This window comes from Baekduia sp. (genome assembly GCF_035685985.1).
Classification (GTDB): Bacteria; Actinomycetota; Thermoleophilia; order Solirubrobacterales; family Solirubrobacteraceae; genus Baekduia.
This window is the reverse complement of the sequence record NZ_DASRZV010000016.1, coordinates 33,829-51,682: the sequence shown is the minus strand read 5'-3', so window position 1 is coordinate 51,682 and position 17,854 is coordinate 33,829. Positions and strand designations below refer to the sequence as shown.

Here is a 17,854-nt window from a genome sequence, read left to right as displayed (position 1 = left end):
TTGCCGACCGGGATGCACAGCGCGTCGAGCTCGCCGGCCAGGTCCTCGGCGATCTCGAACGCGGCCGTCTTCTGGCCTTCGACGCGGAAGTCGTTGACCGAGTTCACGAGCGAGATCGGGTGACGATTGACGAGCTCGCGGACGAGCTTGAGCGCCTCGTCGAAGTTGCCCCGCAGCGCCACCACGCGGGCGCCGTGCATGAGCGCCTGGGCGAGCTTGCCGGTGGCGATCTTGCCCTCGGGGACGATCACCGCGCCGCGGATCCCGGCGCGCGCGGCGTAGGCGCTCAGCGACGCCGCCGTGTTGCCGGTGGAGGCGCACAGCACGGCCTCCGCCCCGTTGCGCACGGCGTCGCTCACCGCGCACGTCATGCCGCGGTCCTTGAAGGAGCCGGTCGGGTTGGCCCCCTCGATCTTCAGCCAGACGTCCGCGCCCACGCGCTCGCCGAGGCGCGGCGCCGGCACCAGCGGCGTCGATCCCTCCTGCAGCGAGATCACGGGGTCGTCGGGCGCGAACGGCAGGCGGTCGCGGTAGCGCTCGATCAGGCCGGGCATGGGCGCTTCTCAGAACTCCTCGTCGATGACGCGAATCGCCCGCGGACGGGTGCGGACGAACTCCAGGCCGGCGATCATCTCGACGGCCGCGAACAGCTTGGACTCCAGGACCGGGTGGACGACCATCACCAATCGGGCGTCCCCACCCATCCCCTTCTGGACGAACGACTTCACGCTGACGCCCTGCAGGCCGAGGATCTGCGCGATCTGGGCCAGGACGCCGGGCTCGTCGGCGACCTCCACGTGGAGGTAGAACGACGACTTGACGTCGGTCACGAGCGTCAGGCGTTGGCTGGGCTCCGGCGTGGAGGCGGGCGGGATCATCGCGCTGACGACGTCGCCGAGGACGGCCGACGCGGTCTGCGGGCCGCCGGCGCCGGGGCCGCTGAGCGTGATCTCGGTGATCGCCGGCGACTCGATCGTCACCGCGTTGAACGGGCCGTTGATGCCCGCCAGCGGGTGCGCGCCGTAGAGGAACGCCGGGTGGACGCGGACGCTGAGGCCACCGTCGACGCGCTCGGCGGTGCCGATGAGCTTGAGGCCGAGGCCGAGGTCGCGCGCGTACTGGAGGTCGTCGGCGGTCAGGTGCTCGATGCCCTCGTAGGGCACCTCGGAGAGCGAGACCGGCGTGTCGAAGGCCAGGCGCGCGAGGATCGCCATCTTGGCCGCGGCGTCCTTGCCGGTGACGTCGTCGGTCGGGTCCGCCTCGGCGTAGCCCAGGCGTTGCGCCTCGGCCAGCGCGTCGGCGTACTCGGCGCCGGTCTCGGCCATCCGGCTGAGGATGAAGTTCGTGGTGCCGTTGACGATGCCGTGCAGGCGCTCGACGTGCGCGGCGGCCAGCGACTCCTGCAGGACGCGGACGACCGGGACGACGCCGCCGACCGCGGCCTCGAAGCGCAGCTGCACGCCGTGCTCGCGGGCGGCCGCCCACAGCTCCTCGCCGTGCTCGGCCAGCAGCTGCTTGTTGGCGGTGACGACGTGCTTGCCGGCGCGCATCGCGGCGAGGACGTACTCGCGTGCGGGCTCCAGGCCGCCGATCAGCTCGACGACGAGGTCCGCGTTGTCCAGGACGGTCGGGAAGTCGCCCTCGGAGCGGCGCAGGACGCCGGTGATCTCGGGGCGCAGGCCGGTGACGTTGGCGACGTCGTCGGCGCGGTCGGCCAGCAGCGTCGCGAACGCGCCGCCGACCGTGCCGCGGCCGAGCAGGCCGATGCGGAAGGGCTGGGACATGGGGCTAGAGATCCCTCCGGGTCAGGTCCTCGTAGGTCTCGCGGCGCACGACCGCGCGGTGCTCGCCGTCGCGCACGAAGACGATCGGCGGGCGCGGTTGGCCGTTGTAGTTGTTGGCCATCGCGTGGCCGTAGGCGCCGGTGACCGGGGTCGCGACGACGTCGCCGGGGCGGGTGTCGGGCAGCAGCGCGTCGTGGATCAGGATGTCCGACGACTCGCAGTGCTTGCCGGCGAGGTGGCGCGGCGCCTTGGGCGCGTCGAGCGGCTTGCCGAGCACGACCGCCTCGTAGCGCGCGTCGTAGAGCATCGGGCGCAGGTTGTCGCTCATGCCGCCGTCGGTGGCGACGTAGTCCACCACGTTGTGCTTGACGGACTGCACGGTGTAGAGCGTGACGGTCGAGTGGGCGACGAGCGCGCGGCCGGGCTCGTCGGCGATGCGCTTGCCCGGGCCGAGGATCTCGCGCAGGAGCGCGACCTTGGTCTCGACGTAGTGCTCGATCGTCGGCGCGGACTGCTCGTCGAGGTAGGCGACGCCGAGGCCGCCGCCCATGTTGTAGGTCCGGAAGTCGCCGAGCGGGGCGACGGCCTCCAGCGCGGCGCGGAAGGGCTGGAGGTCGAGGATCTGCGACCCGATGTGGAAGTGCAGGCCGTCGAGGTCGAGCTTGTCGGAGGCCTGGGCGATCGCGATCGCGCGGCGCGCGTCGTCGAGGTTGAACCCGAACTTGGTGTTGGGGCCGCCGGTGGAGATCTTGGGGTGGGTGTCCGGGGACACGCCGGGCGCGACGCGCAGCAGGATGCGCTGGCGAGCGCCGGGGCGGATGAGGTCGATGAGCGCGTGCAGCTCGTCGAGGTTGTCCACCACGATGTCGCCGATGCCGGCGTCGAGGGCCTGCCGCAGCTCGGCGCCGGACTTGGCGTTGCCGTGCAGGTGGATCTTCTTGGGGTCGAACCCGGCGTTGAGCGCGAGGTGCAGCTCGCCGCCGGAGGCGACGTCGCAGGCCAGGCCCTCCTCGGCGAAGAGGCGCAGGACCGCGGTGGCCGGGAACGACTTGGAGGCGAAGTGGACCTCGAAGTCGTCGGCGTGGTGCCGGAAGGCGTCCAGGAACGCGCGGGCGCGGGCGCGCAGGTCGTCCTCGGCGACGACGTAGGCGGGCGTGCCGTAGACGCGCGCGAGCTCACGGGCGTCGACGCCGCCGAGGGTCAGCGTGCCGTCGGCGTCGAGGGTCGTCCCGAGGGGCCAGACGTGAGGGATCTGCGTGGTCGGCGTCGTCGCCATGGGCGGGGCGGCATGATGTCAGTTCGTGCGCACCGTTCGAGCTGAGGGCCCCGTCGAGACCGGCATCTCTGACGGCTTGTCATGGGCTCGCTTCGCCCCGAGCCGCGACCGAGAGCCGATCGGCGCGGTGGTGATCCTCCACGGGGCGGGCTCCCACAAGGAGTCGCACTACGACTTCGCGCGCGCCTGCGCGGCCGGCGGCCTCGCCGCGCTGGCCTTCGACGCGCGCGGGCACGGCGAGTCGGAGAGCCCGATGGACGGCCGCGCGATCGACGACGTCGCGCGCATGGCCGACCTGCTGCGCGAGCGCGGCGACGTCGAGAAGGTCGTCCTGCGCGGGTCCTCCATGGGCGGCTACCTCGCGCTGGCCGCCGCGGCCGAGGCCCGCGCCTCCGCCGTCGTCGCCATCTGCCCCGCGCCCGCGCTCGGCCTCGCCACCGGCGTCCGCGCCCGCCGCTTCCCGTTCCCGACCGACCGCGACGCGCTCGTGACCATGTTGAAGGCCAACGACGAGACCGCCGCCATCCGCGCCCTCGACGCCGCCGGCACCCCGGTCTTCCTCCTGCACGCCGAAGCCGACGAGATCCTCCCTCCCGACCTCTCCCGCGACCTCCACGCCGCCGCGCCGGCCCACTCCACGCTCACCGTCGTGCCCGGCGGCCACCACCGCTCGATCCAGCACGACGCCGAGCTTCAGGGCGAGACGGTGCGGTGGATGTCCCGGGCGCTGCGCTGAGCGCGTTCGCGCGGCGGCGCCGCTACAGGTAGTTCATCGGGTTCGTCACCGCGCCGTTGATCCGCGCCTCGAAGTGCAGATGGGGGCCGGTGGAGAAGCCGGTGTTGCCGGAGAGGCCGATGATCTGGCCTTGGGAGACGTGTTGGCCGACCGAGACGAGGATCTTGGACTGGTGGCCGTAGCAGGACGAGAGGGTCGCCGTGTGCTGGATGCAGGTGTAGTTGCCGTAGCCGCCGGCGGGGCCGGCCAACCGCACGGTGCCGCCGTCGGCGGCGCGGATGGGCGTGCCGATCGGGACGGCGATGTCCATGCCCGGGTGGCAGGCCTCCCAGGCGCGCCTCTCGCAGAAGGGCGCGGTGATCGGGCCGTTGACGGGCCAGATGAAGCGGCCCGAGCCGCCCTTGATCGGGCCGGCGGGCAGCGAGCCGGAGAGCTGGGCCTGGACCTTGGCCGACTCCTTCTGCAGCTCGTCGAGGTGGTCCTCCAGCTCGTGGCGCTCGCCGCGGACCTTCGTCAGCGCCTTCTGCTTGCCGGCCTTGGTGTTCTCGTAGCCGACACGCGTGCCGATCAGCTGGTTCTTGACCTGCGCGACCTGGTCGCGGCGCTGCAGCACGATCGCGGTGAGCTGCTGCTGGCGCGCTTCGAGCTTGTCGAGGCGCGCCGCGGTCGACGTCGCGTCCTTCTTGGCGCTGCGCACCAAGGTGATGATCTTGTTGTCGGCGTCCTGGATGCGGTTCAGGAACTCGCCGCGCTCCAGCAGGTCGGCGAAGCCCTTCGAGTTCAGCACCACCGTGACGAGGTCCGGGGCGTCGGCCTCGTAGATGTCGGTCAGCCGCGCGGCCAGGATGCGGCGGCCGTCGGCGAGCTTCTTCTTCAGCCGCGCCAGCCGCGCGCGCTCGTCGCGCAGGTCCTTCTGGGTCTGCGCCAGCTCGGCGCGGCGCGCGTCCAGGTCGGTCTGGATCTTCTGCTCGCGCGTCTGCAGCGTGGAGATCGACCCCTGCAGCTTGCGGATCTTGCTCGAGTACGCGGCGATGTCGGACGAGAGCACCTTCTCGGTGCCCTTCCGCTTCCCGATCTTCCCGCGGGTCGTGTTGATCTTCTGCTGGAGGGAGCCGGCGCGGGCCTGCGGCGAGTCCGCCTCGGAGCCCAGCGGCAGCACGAGCCACAGCGCCCCGCAGAGGACCAGCGGGAGGACCGCACCCGCGAGCCAAGAGCGCAGGCGCATGCGACCGCGCATGCTAGGCCCGCCACGGCCGTCACCCTGCAACTCCGCGTGCGGGCCCGCTCGGGAGACGTTCAGAATTCCCTAAGCCCCGATCACTACCCTTACGCCCATGAACACGTCGTTCGGTCGCGACACGGGCCTGCAGGTCCGGATGCTCGTGACGATGCTGCTGCTGGGACTGGTCTACGTCGTCTTCGCCGGCGTGCTCTTCGCGAGCACGAGCGGCGCCGTCGCGCTGATCGGCTGCGCGCTGCTGCTCGGCTTCCAGTTCTTCGCCTCCGACAAGCTCGCGCTGCGCTCGATGGGCGCCCACGAGGTCTCCCCGCAGGAGGCCCCGGAGTTCCACGCGATGATCGAGCGCCTCTGCGTGCAGGCCGACATCCCCAAGCCGAAGGTGGCGATCGTCAACTCGCCGATCCCCAACGCGTTCGCGATGGGCCGCTCGCCCAAGAGCGCGACGGTCTGCGCGACCACCGGGATCATGGACCTGCTGTCGCCCAGCGAGCTCGAGGGCGTGATGGCCCACGAGGTCACGCACATCGTCAACCGCGACGTGATGATCATGACCATGTGCGGGTTCTTCGCGTCGATCGCGTCGATGATCGTGCAGTTCGGCTTCTTCTTCGGCGGCGGGTACGGCGGCGGCTACTCCAACAACGACGACGACGACGGCCCGTCGTTCATGGTCATCATCTTGATCTCGGCCATCGTCTGGGTCGTGTCGTTCTTCCTCATGCAGGCGCTGTCGCGCTACCGCGAGTTCGCGGCCGACCGCGGCGCCGCGGTCATCACCGGCCGCCCGTCCGCGCTGGCCAGCGCGCTGCTGAAGATCAGCGGCGTCAACGAGCGCATCCCGCAGGGCGACCTCCGCGCCCACTCCGAGATGAACGCGTTCTACATCGTGCCCGTGCAGGTGAAGGCGTCGCTCTACAACCTGTTCTCGACGCACCCGCCGATGGAGAAGCGGATCGCGGCGCTCGGTCGCCTGGAGTCCCAGCTGCAGTCCTCCGGCCCCGTGCGCCCGGCGCTCGCGTAGTCGCACATGGGCTTCCTCGACGCCCTCCTGGGCAAGCGCAAGGTCAAGGGCCCGGCGCCCGACCGGCTCTTCGCGATCACCACCGCGTCGATCGCGCTGGAGACCGGGCCGGGCATCCGGACCCGCGGCAGCGCCGCGATCGTCTTCCAGCCGCTGGCCACCGGCGACTTCGCGCAGATCGTCTCCGAGATGGAGGAGGTCGTGCGCGGCACCGGCGAGGAGACCGGCACGACGCTGACGACCTCCGACGACACCTACGGCTACCGCTGGATGGTGCTCAACGACCCCGACGTCGAGGACCTCGCGGTCGGCGTCAACGCGGTCTCCGACGCGCTGGAGCTCGGCGGCTACGGCAACCGCGTGCTGTGCGCGGTCTTCGCCTTCGAGGACGCGTCGAGCAGGCCCGTCTACTTCATCTACAACTACAAGCGGGGCACCTGGTACCCGTTCGTCCCCGCGAGCGGCGAGCAGCAGCGCTCGACCGAGCGCGAGCTGCAGATCAAGGCCCAGATCGGGAACGAGCTGCCGGTCGAGCAGGAGCTCGAGCGCTGGTTCCCCCTCTGGGGCATCCCGATCTAGGCGCCGGCGGCGGCGGGCTCAGCCGCGCGCGACGGCCAGCAGCGCCACGTCGTCGGGCCAGACGCCGCCGTCGGGCGCCAGCGCCTCCAGCACGCGATCGCAGAGCACGTCCAACGCGTGCGGCGACGAGGCGACGACCGTGCGCAGCGCCTCGAGGCTGCGGTCCAGGCGCTCGTCGCGCCGCTCGACCAGGCCGTCGGTGTACAGCAGCAGCCGCGCGCCGTGGCCCAGGCGCAGCCGCTCGGCCGCCTCGGCGGCGGGGGCGCCGCAGCCCAGCGGCGGCGTCAGGACGCCGGTGACCAGCCGCGTCCCCGCGGCGTCGGTCAGGACCGCCGGCGGATGCCCGGCCGACGCGATCGCCAGCTCGCCGTCGGCGTCGATCGTCATGAACAACGCCGTGGCGGTGATGTCCATCGCCCCGACGAAGCCGTCCAGCCGCGCGAGCACGCGCGCGGGATCCGGGTCCTCCAGGGCGTAGGCGTGCAGCGCCGCGCGGACCTGGCCCATCGCGGCCGCCGCGGCCAGGCCCTTGCCGGCGACGTCGCCGATCGCCAGGCCGACGCGATCGCCCGGCAGCGCCACCGCGTCGTAGAAGTCGCCGCCGACCGGGCCCTCGGCGCCCCGCGGCAGGTAGCGCGCGGCCAGCCGCACGCCGGCGGCCGCGGGCAGGACGCGCGGGAGCAGCGAGCGCTGCAGCGTCTCGGCCAGGTCGCGCTCGCGCTCGCGCAGCTGCGCGTGGCCGATGGCCAGCGCGGCGCGGTCGCCGACGGCCTCCAGCAGCCGCAGGTCGTCCTCGCCGAAGCGGCCGATCTCGCTGGTCGACACGTGCAGCGTGCCGATCACCTCGCCGTCCAGGCGCAGCGGCACGCCGGCCAGCGAGCCGCTGAAGCGGCGGTGCTCGGAGGCCAGGCCGTCGACGAGCGAGATGTCGTCGAACACCATCCCCCGCCCCGCGGACGCGATCAGGCCCGAGACGCCGGTCCCCATGTGCGCGTAGTCGCCGACCAGGCCCTCCATGCCCAGCGCGGCGCGCACGCGCAGCCGGCGTCGGTCGTCGTCGTCGGACAGCAGGACGGCGGCGCGCTCGCCGCCGAGCGCCTCGCGCGCGAGCACCAGCATCCGCTCCAGCGCGACGTCCAGCGACGTCGCGGTGAAGCCCGCCAGCGTGATCGCCTCCAGCCGCCGCAGCCGCTGGCCCGCCTCCTCCGCCCCGGCCTGCGCGCGGGTCACCTCGCGCTGGCGGCGGCCGAGGTCGCGCTGGCTGGCGATCAGGTCGTCGTTGAGCCGCAGGACCTGCTCGACCAGGCGGTCGCGCTCGTCGCCGTGGGGCTCGGCGACGACCAGCACCTCGCCGTCGGCCATCGCGCGCACGTGCACCAGCCGGTCCTCGGCCGCGGTCGAGCCGCCCTGCCAGAAGCCGATCGTCAGGCGCGCCCAGGCGTCGGCGGGCGCGCTCGCCAGGTGGGTGGCCAACGCGGGGCGCTGCGGCGCGGCGACGACCGCGTCGAAGCGCTCGCCCGCCAGCGCACCGCCCGCCGCCGCCTCCAGCGCCGGGTTGGCGTCCCGCACGACGCCGTCGCGGTCCACGCGCGCGGCGTAGAGCGTGCGGCTGGCCCAGAGCAGCGCCCGCAGGACCTCCTGGTCGAACTCCTCGCGGCTCATCGTGGTGGGGATGAACCTAGTGCAGCCGCAGCGCCAGCTCGCGCAACAGGGCCTCGGGATCGGCCGCGAAGACGTCGGCCCCGGCCAGCAGCGCGCGGTCGCCGTGGCCTTCGTAGGCGCGGCCGCCGGCGATCAGCAGCGGCGGGGCGTCGAGCTCGCGCAGCCGCGCGAAGACGTGGCCGGCGGCCAGCAGGTTGAACGACAACGAGGTCGAGAGCGCCACGACGTCGGGCTCGCGCCGCGCGGCCAGCGCGACGATCTCGCCGACCGGCGTGTCGGGGCCGAGCAGCAGCACGTCCCAGCCCGAGGCCTCCAGGAAGTCCGCGACCATCCGCGCGCCGATGCCGTGCAGCTCGCCGGGCGTCCCGGCCACGATCGCCCGGCGGCGCCGGCCGCCCGCGAATGCCGCGGCGGCGTCCTCCAGCGACGGCGCCAGCCGCGCCAGCACGGTCTGGGTGATCTGCGTCGCCAGGTGCTCCTGCGCGACGCCGATCCGCGCGGTCTCCCACAGCTGCCCGATCTCGACCATCGCCGGGGTGAGGACGTCGAGGTAGACCTGCTCGGCGCGCGCCCCGCCGTCCAGCGCGGTGGCGATCGCGTCCCACGCCCCGCGCGCGTCGGGGGCCAGCAGATGCTCCAGGTACCGACGGCGCACCTCGCCGAGATCGACCGTGCCCGCGGCGGAGGACGTCCGGCCCGTCAAGAAGACGCGCTCGGGCCCGGCGCGCCGGCCGCCAGCTCGAACCAGACGTGGGTGCTGCCCTCGCGCACGCCCCAGCGGCGCGAGAGCGTCTCGACCAGGTGCAGCCCCCATCCGCCCTCGACCGTCGACGGCCGGTCGCGCGCCTTGGGGACGAAGCCGTGGCCCTCGTCCACCACCTCGCAGCGCAGCTCGCCGCCCTGGACGGCGTCCAGCAGCACGCGGACGTGCTCGCCCTCGCCGTGCCGGACCGCGTTGGTGACGACCTCCGACAGCAGCAGCCGCGCCCGCTCGGCGCACCGCGCCTCGACCGCGTCGCCCAGCTCGTCCACCATCCGGCGGGCGACCGCGGGGGCGCGAGGGTCTCGGGGGATGTCCTGGGCGACGATCACGTGCGCGGCTCGGAGGATAGGTACCCCGGCGGCAGACGCACCACGCGGCGCGGCGCCGACGGACCGGAATCCCCCCGGGATCGACGGCCCGTGGCGTAGCATGGCCCCGATGGCCGGCGATCCCCAGTTCGGGCCGGCCCCGGACCCCGGCGCCCCTCCGCGGGCGCAGACTCCGCCCACCACGCGCGATCCGGTCGCGCTGCGCGAGGCGGTCACGGCATCCTCGGCCGCCGGCGAGGAGCCCGGCGCCATCTACGCGCGCGTGCTGCGTCCGCCGCTGGCCGAGGCCGAGGCGACGAGCGTCGCGGGCGGTGGTGGCCCGATCGCCGACGAGCGCCGCGCGCTGGCGCGCTCGGGCGCCCAGGCCGCGCTGGCCGAGCTGGTCGGCCGCCTGCCGACCACCGACGAGGGCCTCGGCCGCCGCGCCGCGGTGCTCGTGCCCGCCGGCGTGCTCGGCGAGCTGGACGGCCAGGCGCTGGCCGACGCGCTGGACGCGGGCGGCTGGGGCGTCACCGCCGTCGCGCTCGACCAGGACGCGGAGGCGGTCGTCGAGGCGATCGGCGCCGCGCGCGCCGAGGTCGTGGTCGCGCCCGCCGGCGACGCCGCGCAGGTGCTCGCCTCCCAGCGCGCGCTCTCGCTGCTGCGCCGCGTCACCGCGCCGCCGCTGATCGTCGGCGTCGCGTTCGCCGCCGCCGACCACCCGTCCGGGATGGCCGCCGACCACGTCGTCGGCACCACCGACGCGCTCGCGCCGCTGCTGCGCCGACGCATGGGCCGCGGCGGCCACGGCGCCGTGCCGTGGGGCGTGCGCCTCGGCCGCGACGGCGCCCGCCTGACGGTCGCGCCGATCGGGCTGCTGGATCCGCCGTCGGTGGCGCGCCTGCGCGAGATCGTCGAGACGCGCCGCACGCTCTACCCACGGATCGTGCTCGACCTCCGCGAGCTGATGGCCGCCGACGCCGAGGGCCTCGGCGCGCTCGTCGCCTGGGACGCCGAGCGGCCGTGGGATCCGACGGTCGCCGCGCTGGGCGACCCGCGGACGGTGGCGGCGCTGGCGGAGGCAGGGCTGGCCGACGCCCTGCCCCTCGCCGAGCCGAGCCGAGCTAGTTGTCCTGGGCCGCGGGCTCCGTGTCCGGAACCAGGCCCTCGCCGTTGAAGTCCTGGCCGGCCTCGTGGAACGTGAGGTCGGCGGGCGGCAGGATGATGTGCGAGCCGCGCAGGTCGTCGTCGGCCAGCATCTTGCCGTTGGAGCGCACGAAGTCCAGCAGCGCCTCGAAGGCCCGGTAGAAGCCGGACTCGTCGCCGGAGTCGACGGCGGCGACGGTCGCGTCGTCGAGGTCGTTGAGCTGGGAGTGGAGGTCGTCGGAGAGCTCGAACTGGCCCTCGTCGGAGATGCGCACGATCACGCCTGGCCCTCCTCGAGCTGCTTGTTGGCGTCGCCGCCGCCGGAGCCGGAGCCCAGCTCGGCCTTCATCTTGGCCAGCTCGTCGTCGACCGCCGCCCCGCTGGACAGCTCGCGCAGCTGCTTGTCGATGTCGTCCTCGCCGGAGCCCAGCTGCGTGAGGTCCTCGAACGTGCCCGCGGCCTCCAGCTCGGAGACGGCGTCGGCGCGGGCCTTCATCTGGTCGGTCTTGTCGACCGCGCGCTGCATCGCCAGCCCGACGTCGGCCATCTGCTCGCCGACGCCCGTCGCGGCCTCCGAGATGCGCACCTGCGCCTCGGCCGCGCTGTACTGGGCCTTGATGACTTCCTTCTTGGTGCGGAAGGCCTCGATCTTCGCGCGCAGCTTCTGCTCGCTGTCGGTCAGCTTCTGCTGCTGGGCCTCCAGCTCGGAGACCTGCGAGTCGAGGTTCTGAAGCTCGGTCTGGGCGACGTTCTTGCGCTCCAGCGCGACGCGCGCCAGCTCCTCGTTGCCCTGGGACAGCGCCTGCCGCGCCTGCGTGTCGAGCTTGACGACCGACTGCTCCAGCTTGGTGGACTGCATCTGCAGACGCTTCTTCGCCGTGACGACGTCGGCGATGCCCTTCTTGACGTTCTGCAGCGACTCCAGCTGCTTCTGGTAGCTGTAGTCGAGGGTCTCGGCCGGGTCCTCCGCGCGGTCCAGCAGCTTCGAGATCTTCGCCTTGACGACCGTGGAGAAACGGCCACTCACACCCGGCATCGGGCCTCCGTACGAATCGGGGGAAGGGGGAGGCTCCTAGCCTACCCAGCCCCAGGCCTTCGGTGGCCTAGAAGCCGATCGGGTGACGTGCGGTGAAGCCCTTGGTGCTGCGCAGGACCGGGCGCCAGCGCGGGCCCTTGGCGCCGGACGGGTCGCCCGCGGCCGAGGTGTCCAGGCGCAGGCCCGCGATGACCACGAACGCGTGCGACGGGTTCGTGTAGATCGTGAACCACGTGCCGGCGCCCTTGGCGCCCCACTTCATGAAGGACGAGGAGTCCAGCGGCTTGCTCAGCAGGTCGGCGCCGTGCAGCGCGTAGGAGACCGTGCCGGAGCAGTCGTAGCCGCGGGAAAGGAACCTCGAGTTGTGCCCGCCGCCGTAGACGTAGGGCTTGCCGACGATCGCGTTGGCCGCGGCGATTGCGTCCTTGACCTCCTGCGGGGCGGTCGCCGGAGCGGCGGCGTAGCCGGTCGGGAGGACCGTCGCCGACTGCTCGGGCGTCAGCTGCGTGGTGGCCGGGTTCGGCTGGCCGTAGGCCGCGCCGCCGGTGGCGACCGCCGGGTCGACGACGGTGGCCGGTGCGCTGCTGGTCGTGTCCGTGCCGCCGGTCGACGGGGTCGTCTGCGCCGCCGCCGTGGAGGCGAAGGCAAGCGAACCGGCGATCGTCAGCGCAAGGGCGTATGCCCGCAAGGCAGTTTCCTCTTTCGTCGGCCTGCGGGGTTAGCTGACGGGCTAGCGCTAAAAGAGCCTGCGCCTCCCATGGCGAGCCATGAGATTCGCCCCAAACAACCTGGGTCCCCCGCCCCGGGCTCCTCACCCGGGTTCGGCGTGGGCGGAAACCTACACCACCGGGACGAAAGATGCACATCGACGTCCCGCAATGCAGGTTGCACTCCGGGGGTCGGCTCCGAAATGCGGGGTGAAGAGGCCGATTGTCACCCGGCGGACCGATGATCCCCCGGTCGGGGAGGGGTTCGGAGGCCGTTGGCGGCGCGGTCGCCGCGCCGGACGCCGTAGCCTCTCCGGCCTCATGCGCTCACCGCGAATCGTCCTCGCGGCGCTGCTCGTCGCGCTGCTGGCCGTCGGCTGCGGCCGCAGCTCCGCCCCCAACGGCGGCCAGAAGGATCGCACCACGCCGACGACCGGCGCGAAGGGCACCGAGCGCACCGCCGCGACCGACCTCGGCTTCCCGACGTTCGCGACCAAGAACACGACGCGGATCGGCGGCGCCGACCCGGTCGCCGACGCGGCGGCTGCCGCGCGCGCGGTGTACAGCGGCGCCTCGCGGATCACGCGGCCCCGGGCGGTCGTGCTGGCCGACGACTCCGACTGGCGCGTCGGGCTGGCCGCGTCCGTGCTGATGTCGTCCCCGATCCGCGCGCCGCTGCTCTACGCGCACGGCACCGACGACCTGCCCGCCGCGACGATCGACGCGCTGAAGGCGCTCGCGCCGACCGGCTCCAAGGACGCGGGCGGCGCCCAGGTCATCCGCGTCGGCGACGTGCCCGCGCCCGACGGCCTGAAGACCACCGACCTCAAGGGCGCCGACCCGGTCGCGCTCGCGCGCGCGATCGACGCCTTCCAGTCCGCCGCGCGCGGCACGACGTCGGACCGCGTGATCGTCGTCGGCTCCGACGACCCGGCCTACGCGATGCCCGCCGCCGCGTGGGCGGCCAAGGCCGGCGACCCGGTGCTGTTCGTCGACAAGGACTCGATCCCGCCCGACACCAAGGCCGCGATCTCCGCCCACCAGCAGCCCAAGATCTACGTGTTGGGCCCGAAGTCGACGGTCTCCGACAAGGTGATGACGCAGCTGAAGAAGCTCGGCTCCCCGACGCGCATCGCCGGGCCCGACCCCGCCGCCTCGTCGGTCGCCTTCGCGCGGTTCCTGGACGGCTCGTTCGGCTGGGGCGTCGTCGACCCCGGCCACGGCTTCGTGTTCGCCAACGCCTCGCGGCCCGGCGACGCCGGCGCGGCCGCGCCGCTGAGCGCCTCCGGCACCTACGGACCGCTGCTGGTGTCCACCAGCGCCGACCAGCTCCCGCGCGCGCTGTCGAGCTATCTCCTGGACGTCCAGCCCGGCTACACCAGGGATCCGGTCCGCGGCGTCTACAATCACGGTTGGATCGTCGGCGACGAGTCCGCGTTCAGCGTGGGCGTGCAGTCGGCGATCGACTCCCTTCTGGAGATCGTCCCCGTCAACGAACGCGGAAGCAACGACAGCACCTCATGAGCCAGGCCGAGAGCCCCGACCGCCTCAACCGCGACGTCACCGTCGATGACGTCCGTCAGCTCATGGGGGCCTCCACCCCGCACTTCGCGCTGCAGCTGCGCAACCGCATCGCGCGGCTGATCGACCCGCTGCCCGCCGACCATCCGGCGCGCGCGCTGGGCGAGCAGGAGATCGCGCGCCTGACGCGGCTGGGCTTCAGCGGCGAGACGCGCGGCCACGCGGCCGAGGCGGGCCTGCCGCCGCTGCGCTCGGTGACGGGCGCGGGCAACGTCGGCGGCGTCGGGTCCGAGACGCCCGAGCCGCACACGACGATCTAGCCCCGCCGGGACCTCCGGACGTCCGCCGCGGCCCTGAGCGGCCGGGCCCGGCGATACCCTCGCGACGATGCGCGCGGGAGCCTTCCTCGCCTATTGGCCCTGGTTCACGCCTGCCGAGCAGGTGGAGTTGGCGGTGCTCGCCGACCGGCTGGGGCTGGACAGCGTCTGGGTCGCCGAGGCGTGGGGCCAGGACGCGGTCAGCGTGCTCGGCCTGCTGGCCGGCAAGACCGACCGGATCGCGCTCGGCTCGGGCCTGATGCAGATCCCGGCGCGCAAGCCGACCGCGACCGCGATGGCCGCCGCGTCGCTGGACGTGCTCAGCGAGGGCCGCTTCCGGCTCGGCCTGGGCCTGAGCGGACCGCAGGTCTCCGAGGGCTGGTACGGCGTCCCGTTCGTGAACAACTTGAAGCGGACGCGCGAGTACGTCGACACGGTTCGGCGCGTGCTGGACCGCGAGCGCGTGTCGCTGCCGCTGGAGGGCGGCGCGGACGGCACCGGCCTCGGCAAGCCGCTGAAGCTGCTGACCCGCACCGTGCAGGACCACCTCCCGATCTACCTCGGGGCGATCGGGCCCAAGGCGGTCCGCCAGACGGGCGCGATCGCCGACGGCTGGCTGCCGTTCATGCTCGACCCGCGGGAGCCCGAGACGTTGTTGGGGCCCTTGCGCGAGGGCGCGGAGGCGGCGGGCCGGTCGCCGGCCGACATCGACGTCGCGCCGGTCGTGCCGCTGGCCGTCGACGAGGACCTCGCGACCGCCCGCGACGCCGTCCGCCCGTGGCTGGCGTTCTACCTGGGGTCGATGGGCGCCAAGGACAAGAACTTCTACGTCGAGCTGGCCGAGCGCCAGGGCCACGGCGCGGCGGCGCGCGACGTGCAGGCCCACGCGCTGGCGGGCGATCGCGCGGGCGCCGTCGCGGCGGTGACCGACGACCTGGTCGACGCGGGCGCGATCGCCACGACGCCCGCGGGCCTGGACGAGCGGCTGGCGATCTACGAGCGCGCGGGCGTCACGACGCTGGTCGCGGTGCCCTGCGGCGAGGACAAGCCCGGCGTGCTGCGCGCGCTGGCGGCGGCGACGGTGACGCGATGACCGCCGGTCCTCTCCCACGTCCCGAAGGCATCGCCGGCTCCGCGCTGGCCGGCCCGTTCCCGGTCGGCAGCTACGCGGAGAAGCTGCGCGAGTACCTGCGCCAACGCGCGCGGGTGCAGCTGTTCGGCGAGGTCTGGAACTTCCGCGCCAGCAAGGCCAAGGTCTACTTCGAGCTGCGCGACGGCGACGGCGCGGTGCCGTGCTCGATGTGGCGCGACGCGTTCGAGCGCGCGGGCTTCGCGGCGACGACGTTCGTCGACGGCTGCGCGGTCGTCGTCGCGGGCGGGCCGGACTACTACCCCGGGTCGCGCACGTCGTCGCCGTCGTTCTCCTTCGACGTCACCGCGCTGCGGATCGCCGGCGAGGGCGACCTGCTCGCCCAGATGGAGGCGCTGCGCCGCGCGCTCGGGGCCGCCGGGCTGTTCGAGCCGCAGAAGCGCCTCCCCCGCCCCGCGCTGCCGCGCTGCATCGGCGTCGTGACCGGCGAGGGCGGCAAGGCGCGCGACGACGTGCTGGCCGGGCTGCGCCGCCGCGGCTGGGCGGGCAGGTTGGTGTGGGCGTTCGCGCCGGTGCAGGACCGGCACGCGGCGCCGCGGATCGCGCGGGCGCTGCAGGACCTCGCGGCGGTCGAGGAGGTCGACGTCATCATCGTCGCGCGCGGCGGCGGGTCGCTGGCCGACCTGTTCGCGTTCTGCGACGAGACGCTCTGCCGGACCGTCGCGCTGCTGCGCGTGCCGGTGATCGCGTCGGTCGGCCACCACACCGACCGGACGCTGATCGACGACGTCGCCGCCGTGTCGTGCTCGACGCCCACGCACGCCGCCGAGAGCGCGGTCCCGGCGCACCCGGTCGAGGCGCGCGCGGCGCTGGCGCGGTGCGCGACCGCGTTGGAGGCGCACGGGCGCCGCGCCGTGGTGGGACGGGCGCGGCACCTCGCGGCGCTCTCGCGCGCGCCCGCGCAGGCGATCGCGCGCCACCGGACCGCCCTGCACCAGCGGCTCAAGGAGCTGCGCGCCGCGTCACGCCGCCGGGTGGCGACCGACCGCGAGCGCGTCGCCCGCGGCGCGCTCGTCCTGGAGCGCAAGGCCGGCGCCGCCGCCGGCCCGCAGGACCGCGCGCGCCGCGCCGCGCTGGACTCGCTGGCCGCCGCGCTGGCCGCCCACGACCCCGAGCGCACGGTCGCGCGCGGGTACGCGATCGTCGACGACGGCGCCGGCGGGATCGTGACCAGCGCCGCCCGGGCGCGCGAGCTGGGCGACGTCCGGCTGTTCTTCGCCGACGGGCCGGTGGACGCCAAGATCAACGACGACAACAAGAAGGGCTCGTGATGTCTTCCGAGACCGAGACCATGTCCTACGAGACCGCGACCGCGCGCCTCGAGACCATCATCAAGCGCCTGGACTCCGGCGAGGCCGGGCTGCGCGAGACGCTCGACCTCTGCCAGGAGGGCCGCGGGCTGGTGGAGTTCTGCGCCGGCGAGCTGGACGCGGTCGGCCAGGGCCTGGAGGAGCTGCGCCTGGACGAGCTCGTCGCCCGGCTGGAGCAGCGGCCCGCATGAGCGACTCGCTCTGGTCGCGGATCTCCGGCCTCACGCTGGAGATCGAGGACTACGCCTTGGAGCGCCTGGAGCGCGCGGTCTCGTCGGACTTCACCCGCGTCTCGACGGTGATCCGGCTGCGCGGCGGCGACGGCCACGAGGGCCTGGGCGAGGACGTCTCCTACGACGCCGACGACCAGCGGGCGCTGCAGGAGGCGGGCGCGACGCAGCCGCTCGCGGGGTCCTGGACGCTGGAGTCGTTCTGCGACATGTTGGCGGGGCTGGACCTGTGGCCCGAGCCCGCGCGCCACGACGCGTCGGTGCAGTACCGCGTGTGGGCCTACGAGTCGGCGGCGCTGGACCTCGCGCTGGCCCAGAACGGGCTGTCGCTGCAGGACGCGCTCGGGCGCCGCGCCGAGCCGCTGACGTTCGTCTGCTCCCTGCGCCTCGGCGAGCCCGCGACGGCCGAGCCGCTGCGCACGCGCCTGGCCAAGTACCCCGGGTTGCGGTTCAAGCTGGACCCGACGAAGTCCTGGGACGACGCGCTGGTGGCGGAGCTGGTGCGGACGGGCGCGGTCGACACGGTGGACTTGAAGGGGTTGTACGTGGGGTCGGTCGTCGACAACACGCCCGACCCGGCGCTCTACCGCCGCGTGGCCGAGGCCTTCCCGGACGCCTGGATCGAGGACCCCGGGTTGACGGACGAGACCGACCCGGTGCTCGAGCCGTACCGCGACCGGATCACCTGGGACGCGAACATCCACTCGGTCGACGACATCATCGGGTTGCCCTTCGCCCCGCGGATGGTGAACGTCAAGCCCTCCCGGCTCGGCGGGATCCGGCCGCTCTTCGCGGCGTACGAGCACTGCGAGGGGCACGGCATCCGCATGTACGGCGGCGGCCAGTTCGAGCTGGGCGTCGGGCGCGGGCAGATCCAGTACCTCGCGTCGATCTTCCATCCCGACGGGCCCAACGACGTCGCACCGGGCGGCTACAACGACGTCGATCCGCCGGCCGGGTTGCCGTCCTCGCCGCTGCCGGTGCTGGCGAGCGCGACGGGGTTCCGCTGGGGATAGGGGTGTTGGTGGCGGCGCCACCAACTGACCGAACCGTCGACTGGCCAATCAA

At 73.7% G+C, this 17,854-nt stretch carries 20 protein-coding genes and 1 riboswitch; of the genes, 10 read left to right on the top strand and 10 right to left on the bottom strand.

The genetic code is table 11. The features are described 5' to 3' along the window. The 3 genes from thrC to lysA all read right to left on the bottom strand — a co-directional run. Nucleotides 1–554 (bottom strand): threonine synthase (gene thrC / locus VFG42_RS08930; RefSeq protein ID WP_324907450.1); only part of this gene is annotated, 554 nt, incomplete at its 3' end. Nucleotides 555–563: 9 nt separating this feature from the next. Continuing rightward, nucleotides 564–1,784 carry a homoserine dehydrogenase gene (locus VFG42_RS08925; RefSeq protein ID WP_324907448.1) on the bottom strand — a complete coding sequence of 407 codons (1,221 nt, stop codon included), beginning with the start codon at nucleotides 1,782–1,784 and terminating at the stop codon, nucleotides 564–566. A gap of 4 nt (nucleotides 1,785–1,788) precedes the next feature. Further along, nucleotides 1,789–3,060 carry a diaminopimelate decarboxylase gene (gene lysA / locus VFG42_RS08920; RefSeq protein ID WP_324907446.1) on the bottom strand — a complete coding sequence of 424 codons (1,272 nt, stop codon included), beginning with the start codon at nucleotides 3,058–3,060 and terminating at the stop codon, nucleotides 1,789–1,791. Between the two features lie 25 nt (nucleotides 3,061–3,085). Between lysA and VFG42_RS08915 the strand changes: the two genes are divergently transcribed. After that, the gene (locus tag VFG42_RS08915; RefSeq protein WP_324907444.1) at nucleotides 3,086–3,796 is read left to right on the top strand and encodes an alpha/beta hydrolase family protein; all 711 of its coding nucleotides are present in this window, start codon (nucleotides 3,086–3,088) and stop codon (nucleotides 3,794–3,796) included. 22 nt (nucleotides 3,797–3,818) lie between these two features. Here VFG42_RS08915 and VFG42_RS08910 read toward each other — a convergent pair whose 3' ends face one another. After that, nucleotides 3,819–5,021 carry a murein hydrolase activator EnvC family protein gene (locus VFG42_RS08910; RefSeq protein ID WP_324907442.1) on the bottom strand — a complete coding sequence of 401 codons (1,203 nt, stop codon included), beginning with the start codon at nucleotides 5,019–5,021 and terminating at the stop codon, nucleotides 3,819–3,821. A gap of 109 nt (nucleotides 5,022–5,130) precedes the next feature. On the opposite strand from VFG42_RS08910, the gene htpX reads away from it, so the two are divergent. After that, nucleotides 5,131–6,057, top strand: coding sequence for a zinc metalloprotease HtpX (gene htpX / locus VFG42_RS08905; protein WP_324907440.1), 927 nt, complete (start codon nucleotides 5,131–5,133; stop codon nucleotides 6,055–6,057). Nucleotides 6,058–6,063: 6 nt separating this feature from the next. Beyond that, complete coding sequence (gene pspAB / locus VFG42_RS08900; protein WP_324907438.1) at nucleotides 6,064–6,636, top strand: PspA-associated protein PspAB; 573 nt, start codon at nucleotides 6,064–6,066, stop codon at nucleotides 6,634–6,636. An 18-nt stretch (nucleotides 6,637–6,654) separates the two neighbouring features. On the opposite strand, the gene VFG42_RS08895 is transcribed toward pspAB, so the two are convergent. The 3 genes from VFG42_RS08895 to VFG42_RS08885 are packed head-to-tail and all read right to left on the bottom strand — an operon-like array spanning nucleotide 6,655 to nucleotide 9,390. Further along, complete coding sequence (locus tag VFG42_RS08895) at nucleotides 6,655–8,298, bottom strand: GAF domain-containing SpoIIE family protein phosphatase (RefSeq protein ID WP_324907436.1); 1,644 nt, start codon at nucleotides 8,296–8,298, stop codon at nucleotides 6,655–6,657. A 16-nt stretch (nucleotides 8,299–8,314) separates the two neighbouring features. After that, nucleotides 8,315–9,001: a cobalamin B12-binding domain-containing protein gene (locus VFG42_RS08890; RefSeq protein ID WP_324907434.1), complete on the bottom strand. Its 687-nt coding sequence runs from the start codon at nucleotides 8,999–9,001 to the stop codon at nucleotides 8,315–8,317. Then, a complete protein-coding gene (locus VFG42_RS08885; RefSeq protein WP_324907432.1) occupies nucleotides 8,998–9,390 on the bottom strand; it encodes an ATP-binding protein in 393 nt (130 codons plus the stop codon). Before VFG42_RS08885 ends, VFG42_RS08890 begins: the two co-directional genes overlap by 4 nt. Nucleotides 9,391–9,499: 109 nt before the next feature. Between VFG42_RS08885 and VFG42_RS08880 the strand changes: the two genes are divergently transcribed. Next, complete coding sequence (locus VFG42_RS08880; protein WP_324907430.1) at nucleotides 9,500–10,546, top strand: hypothetical protein; 1,047 nt, start codon at nucleotides 9,500–9,502, stop codon at nucleotides 10,544–10,546. Here the strand turns inward: VFG42_RS08880 and pspAA are convergent. The 3 genes from pspAA to VFG42_RS08865 all read right to left on the bottom strand — a co-directional run bounded on the left by pspAA (nucleotide 10,494) and on the right by VFG42_RS08865 (nucleotide 12,239). Then, the gene (gene pspAA, locus VFG42_RS08875) at nucleotides 10,494–10,796 is read right to left on the bottom strand and encodes a PspA-associated protein PspAA (protein ID WP_324907428.1); all 303 of its coding nucleotides are present in this window, start codon (nucleotides 10,794–10,796) and stop codon (nucleotides 10,494–10,496) included. The two genes, VFG42_RS08880 and pspAA, sit on opposite strands and share 53 nt — an antisense overlap. After that, entirely contained in the window at nucleotides 10,793–11,551 is a 759-nt protein-coding gene (locus VFG42_RS08870) for a PspA/IM30 family protein (protein ID WP_324907426.1), read from the bottom strand. The genes pspAA and VFG42_RS08870 overlap by 4 nt, the downstream gene beginning before the upstream one ends. Nucleotides 11,552–11,618: 67 nt before the next feature. Beyond that, entirely contained in the window at nucleotides 11,619–12,239 is a 621-nt protein-coding gene (locus VFG42_RS08865) for a hypothetical protein (RefSeq protein WP_324907424.1), read from the bottom strand. Between the two features lie 4 nt (nucleotides 12,240–12,243). Next, nucleotides 12,244–12,388, bottom strand: a riboswitch (cyclic di-AMP (ydaO/yuaA leader). A 191-nt stretch (nucleotides 12,389–12,579) separates the two neighbouring features. Here VFG42_RS08865 and VFG42_RS08860 point away from each other — a divergent pair. The 6 genes from VFG42_RS08860 (at nucleotide 12,580) to VFG42_RS08835 (ending at nucleotide 17,802) form a co-directional block, all read left to right on the top strand. After that, nucleotides 12,580–13,782, top strand: a complete 1,203-nt coding sequence (locus tag VFG42_RS08860) for a cell wall-binding repeat-containing protein (RefSeq protein WP_324907422.1) — start codon at nucleotides 12,580–12,582, stop codon at nucleotides 13,780–13,782. Next, nucleotides 13,779–14,099 (top strand): hypothetical protein, encoded by a 321-nt coding sequence (locus VFG42_RS08855; protein ID WP_324907420.1) that lies wholly within the window; start codon nucleotides 13,779–13,781, stop codon nucleotides 14,097–14,099. The genes VFG42_RS08860 and VFG42_RS08855 overlap by 4 nt, the downstream gene beginning before the upstream one ends. 67 nt (nucleotides 14,100–14,166) lie before the next feature. Then, the gene (locus VFG42_RS08850) at nucleotides 14,167–15,189 is read left to right on the top strand and encodes an LLM class flavin-dependent oxidoreductase (RefSeq protein WP_324907418.1); all 1,023 of its coding nucleotides are present in this window, start codon (nucleotides 14,167–14,169) and stop codon (nucleotides 15,187–15,189) included. Next, nucleotides 15,186–16,517, top strand: coding sequence for an exodeoxyribonuclease VII large subunit (gene xseA, locus VFG42_RS08845; RefSeq protein WP_324907416.1), 1,332 nt, complete (start codon nucleotides 15,186–15,188; stop codon nucleotides 16,515–16,517). The genes VFG42_RS08850 and xseA overlap by 4 nt, the downstream gene beginning before the upstream one ends. Next, complete coding sequence (gene xseB / locus VFG42_RS08840; RefSeq protein WP_324907414.1) at nucleotides 16,517–16,747, top strand: exodeoxyribonuclease VII small subunit; 231 nt, start codon at nucleotides 16,517–16,519, stop codon at nucleotides 16,745–16,747. Before xseA ends, xseB begins: the two co-directional genes overlap by 1 nt. Continuing rightward, nucleotides 16,744–17,802 (top strand): hypothetical protein, encoded by a 1,059-nt coding sequence (locus tag VFG42_RS08835; protein ID WP_324907412.1) that lies wholly within the window; start codon nucleotides 16,744–16,746, stop codon nucleotides 17,800–17,802. Before xseB ends, VFG42_RS08835 begins: the two co-directional genes overlap by 4 nt. Nucleotides 17,803–17,854 lie beyond the last annotated feature (52 nt).

Excerpts from the sequence above, each read along its gene's own strand:
- VFG42_RS08925 (WP_324907448.1), bottom strand. The coding sequence starts at position 1,784 with ATGTCCCAGCCCTTCCGCATCGGCCTGCTCGGCCGCGGCACGGTCGGC.
- lysA (WP_324907446.1), bottom strand. The coding sequence starts at position 3,060 with ATGGCGACGACGCCGACCACGCAGATCCCTCACGTCTGGCCCCTCGGG.
- VFG42_RS08910 (WP_324907442.1), bottom strand. The coding sequence starts at position 5,021 with ATGCGCCTGCGCTCTTGGCTCGCGGGTGCGGTCCTCCCGCTGGTCCTC.
- htpX (WP_324907440.1), top strand. The coding sequence starts at position 5,131 with ATGAACACGTCGTTCGGTCGCGACACGGGCCTGCAGGTCCGGATGCTC.
- pspAB (WP_324907438.1), top strand. The coding sequence starts at position 6,064 with ATGGGCTTCCTCGACGCCCTCCTGGGCAAGCGCAAGGTCAAGGGCCCG.
- VFG42_RS08895 (WP_324907436.1), bottom strand. The coding sequence starts at position 8,298 with ATGAGCCGCGAGGAGTTCGACCAGGAGGTCCTGCGGGCGCTGCTCTGG.
- VFG42_RS08880 (WP_324907430.1), top strand. The coding sequence starts at position 9,500 with ATGGCCGGCGATCCCCAGTTCGGGCCGGCCCCGGACCCCGGCGCCCCT.
- VFG42_RS08870 (WP_324907426.1), bottom strand. The coding sequence starts at position 11,551 with ATGCCGGGTGTGAGTGGCCGTTTCTCCACGGTCGTCAAGGCGAAGATC.
- VFG42_RS08860 (WP_324907422.1), top strand. The coding sequence starts at position 12,580 with ATGCGCTCACCGCGAATCGTCCTCGCGGCGCTGCTCGTCGCGCTGCTG.
- VFG42_RS08855 (WP_324907420.1), top strand. The coding sequence starts at position 13,779 with ATGAGCCAGGCCGAGAGCCCCGACCGCCTCAACCGCGACGTCACCGTC.
- VFG42_RS08850 (WP_324907418.1), top strand. The coding sequence starts at position 14,167 with ATGCGCGCGGGAGCCTTCCTCGCCTATTGGCCCTGGTTCACGCCTGCC.
- xseA (WP_324907416.1), top strand. The coding sequence starts at position 15,186 with ATGACCGCCGGTCCTCTCCCACGTCCCGAAGGCATCGCCGGCTCCGCG.
- xseB (WP_324907414.1), top strand. The coding sequence starts at position 16,517 with ATGTCTTCCGAGACCGAGACCATGTCCTACGAGACCGCGACCGCGCGC.
- VFG42_RS08835 (WP_324907412.1), top strand. The coding sequence starts at position 16,744 with ATGAGCGACTCGCTCTGGTCGCGGATCTCCGGCCTCACGCTGGAGATC.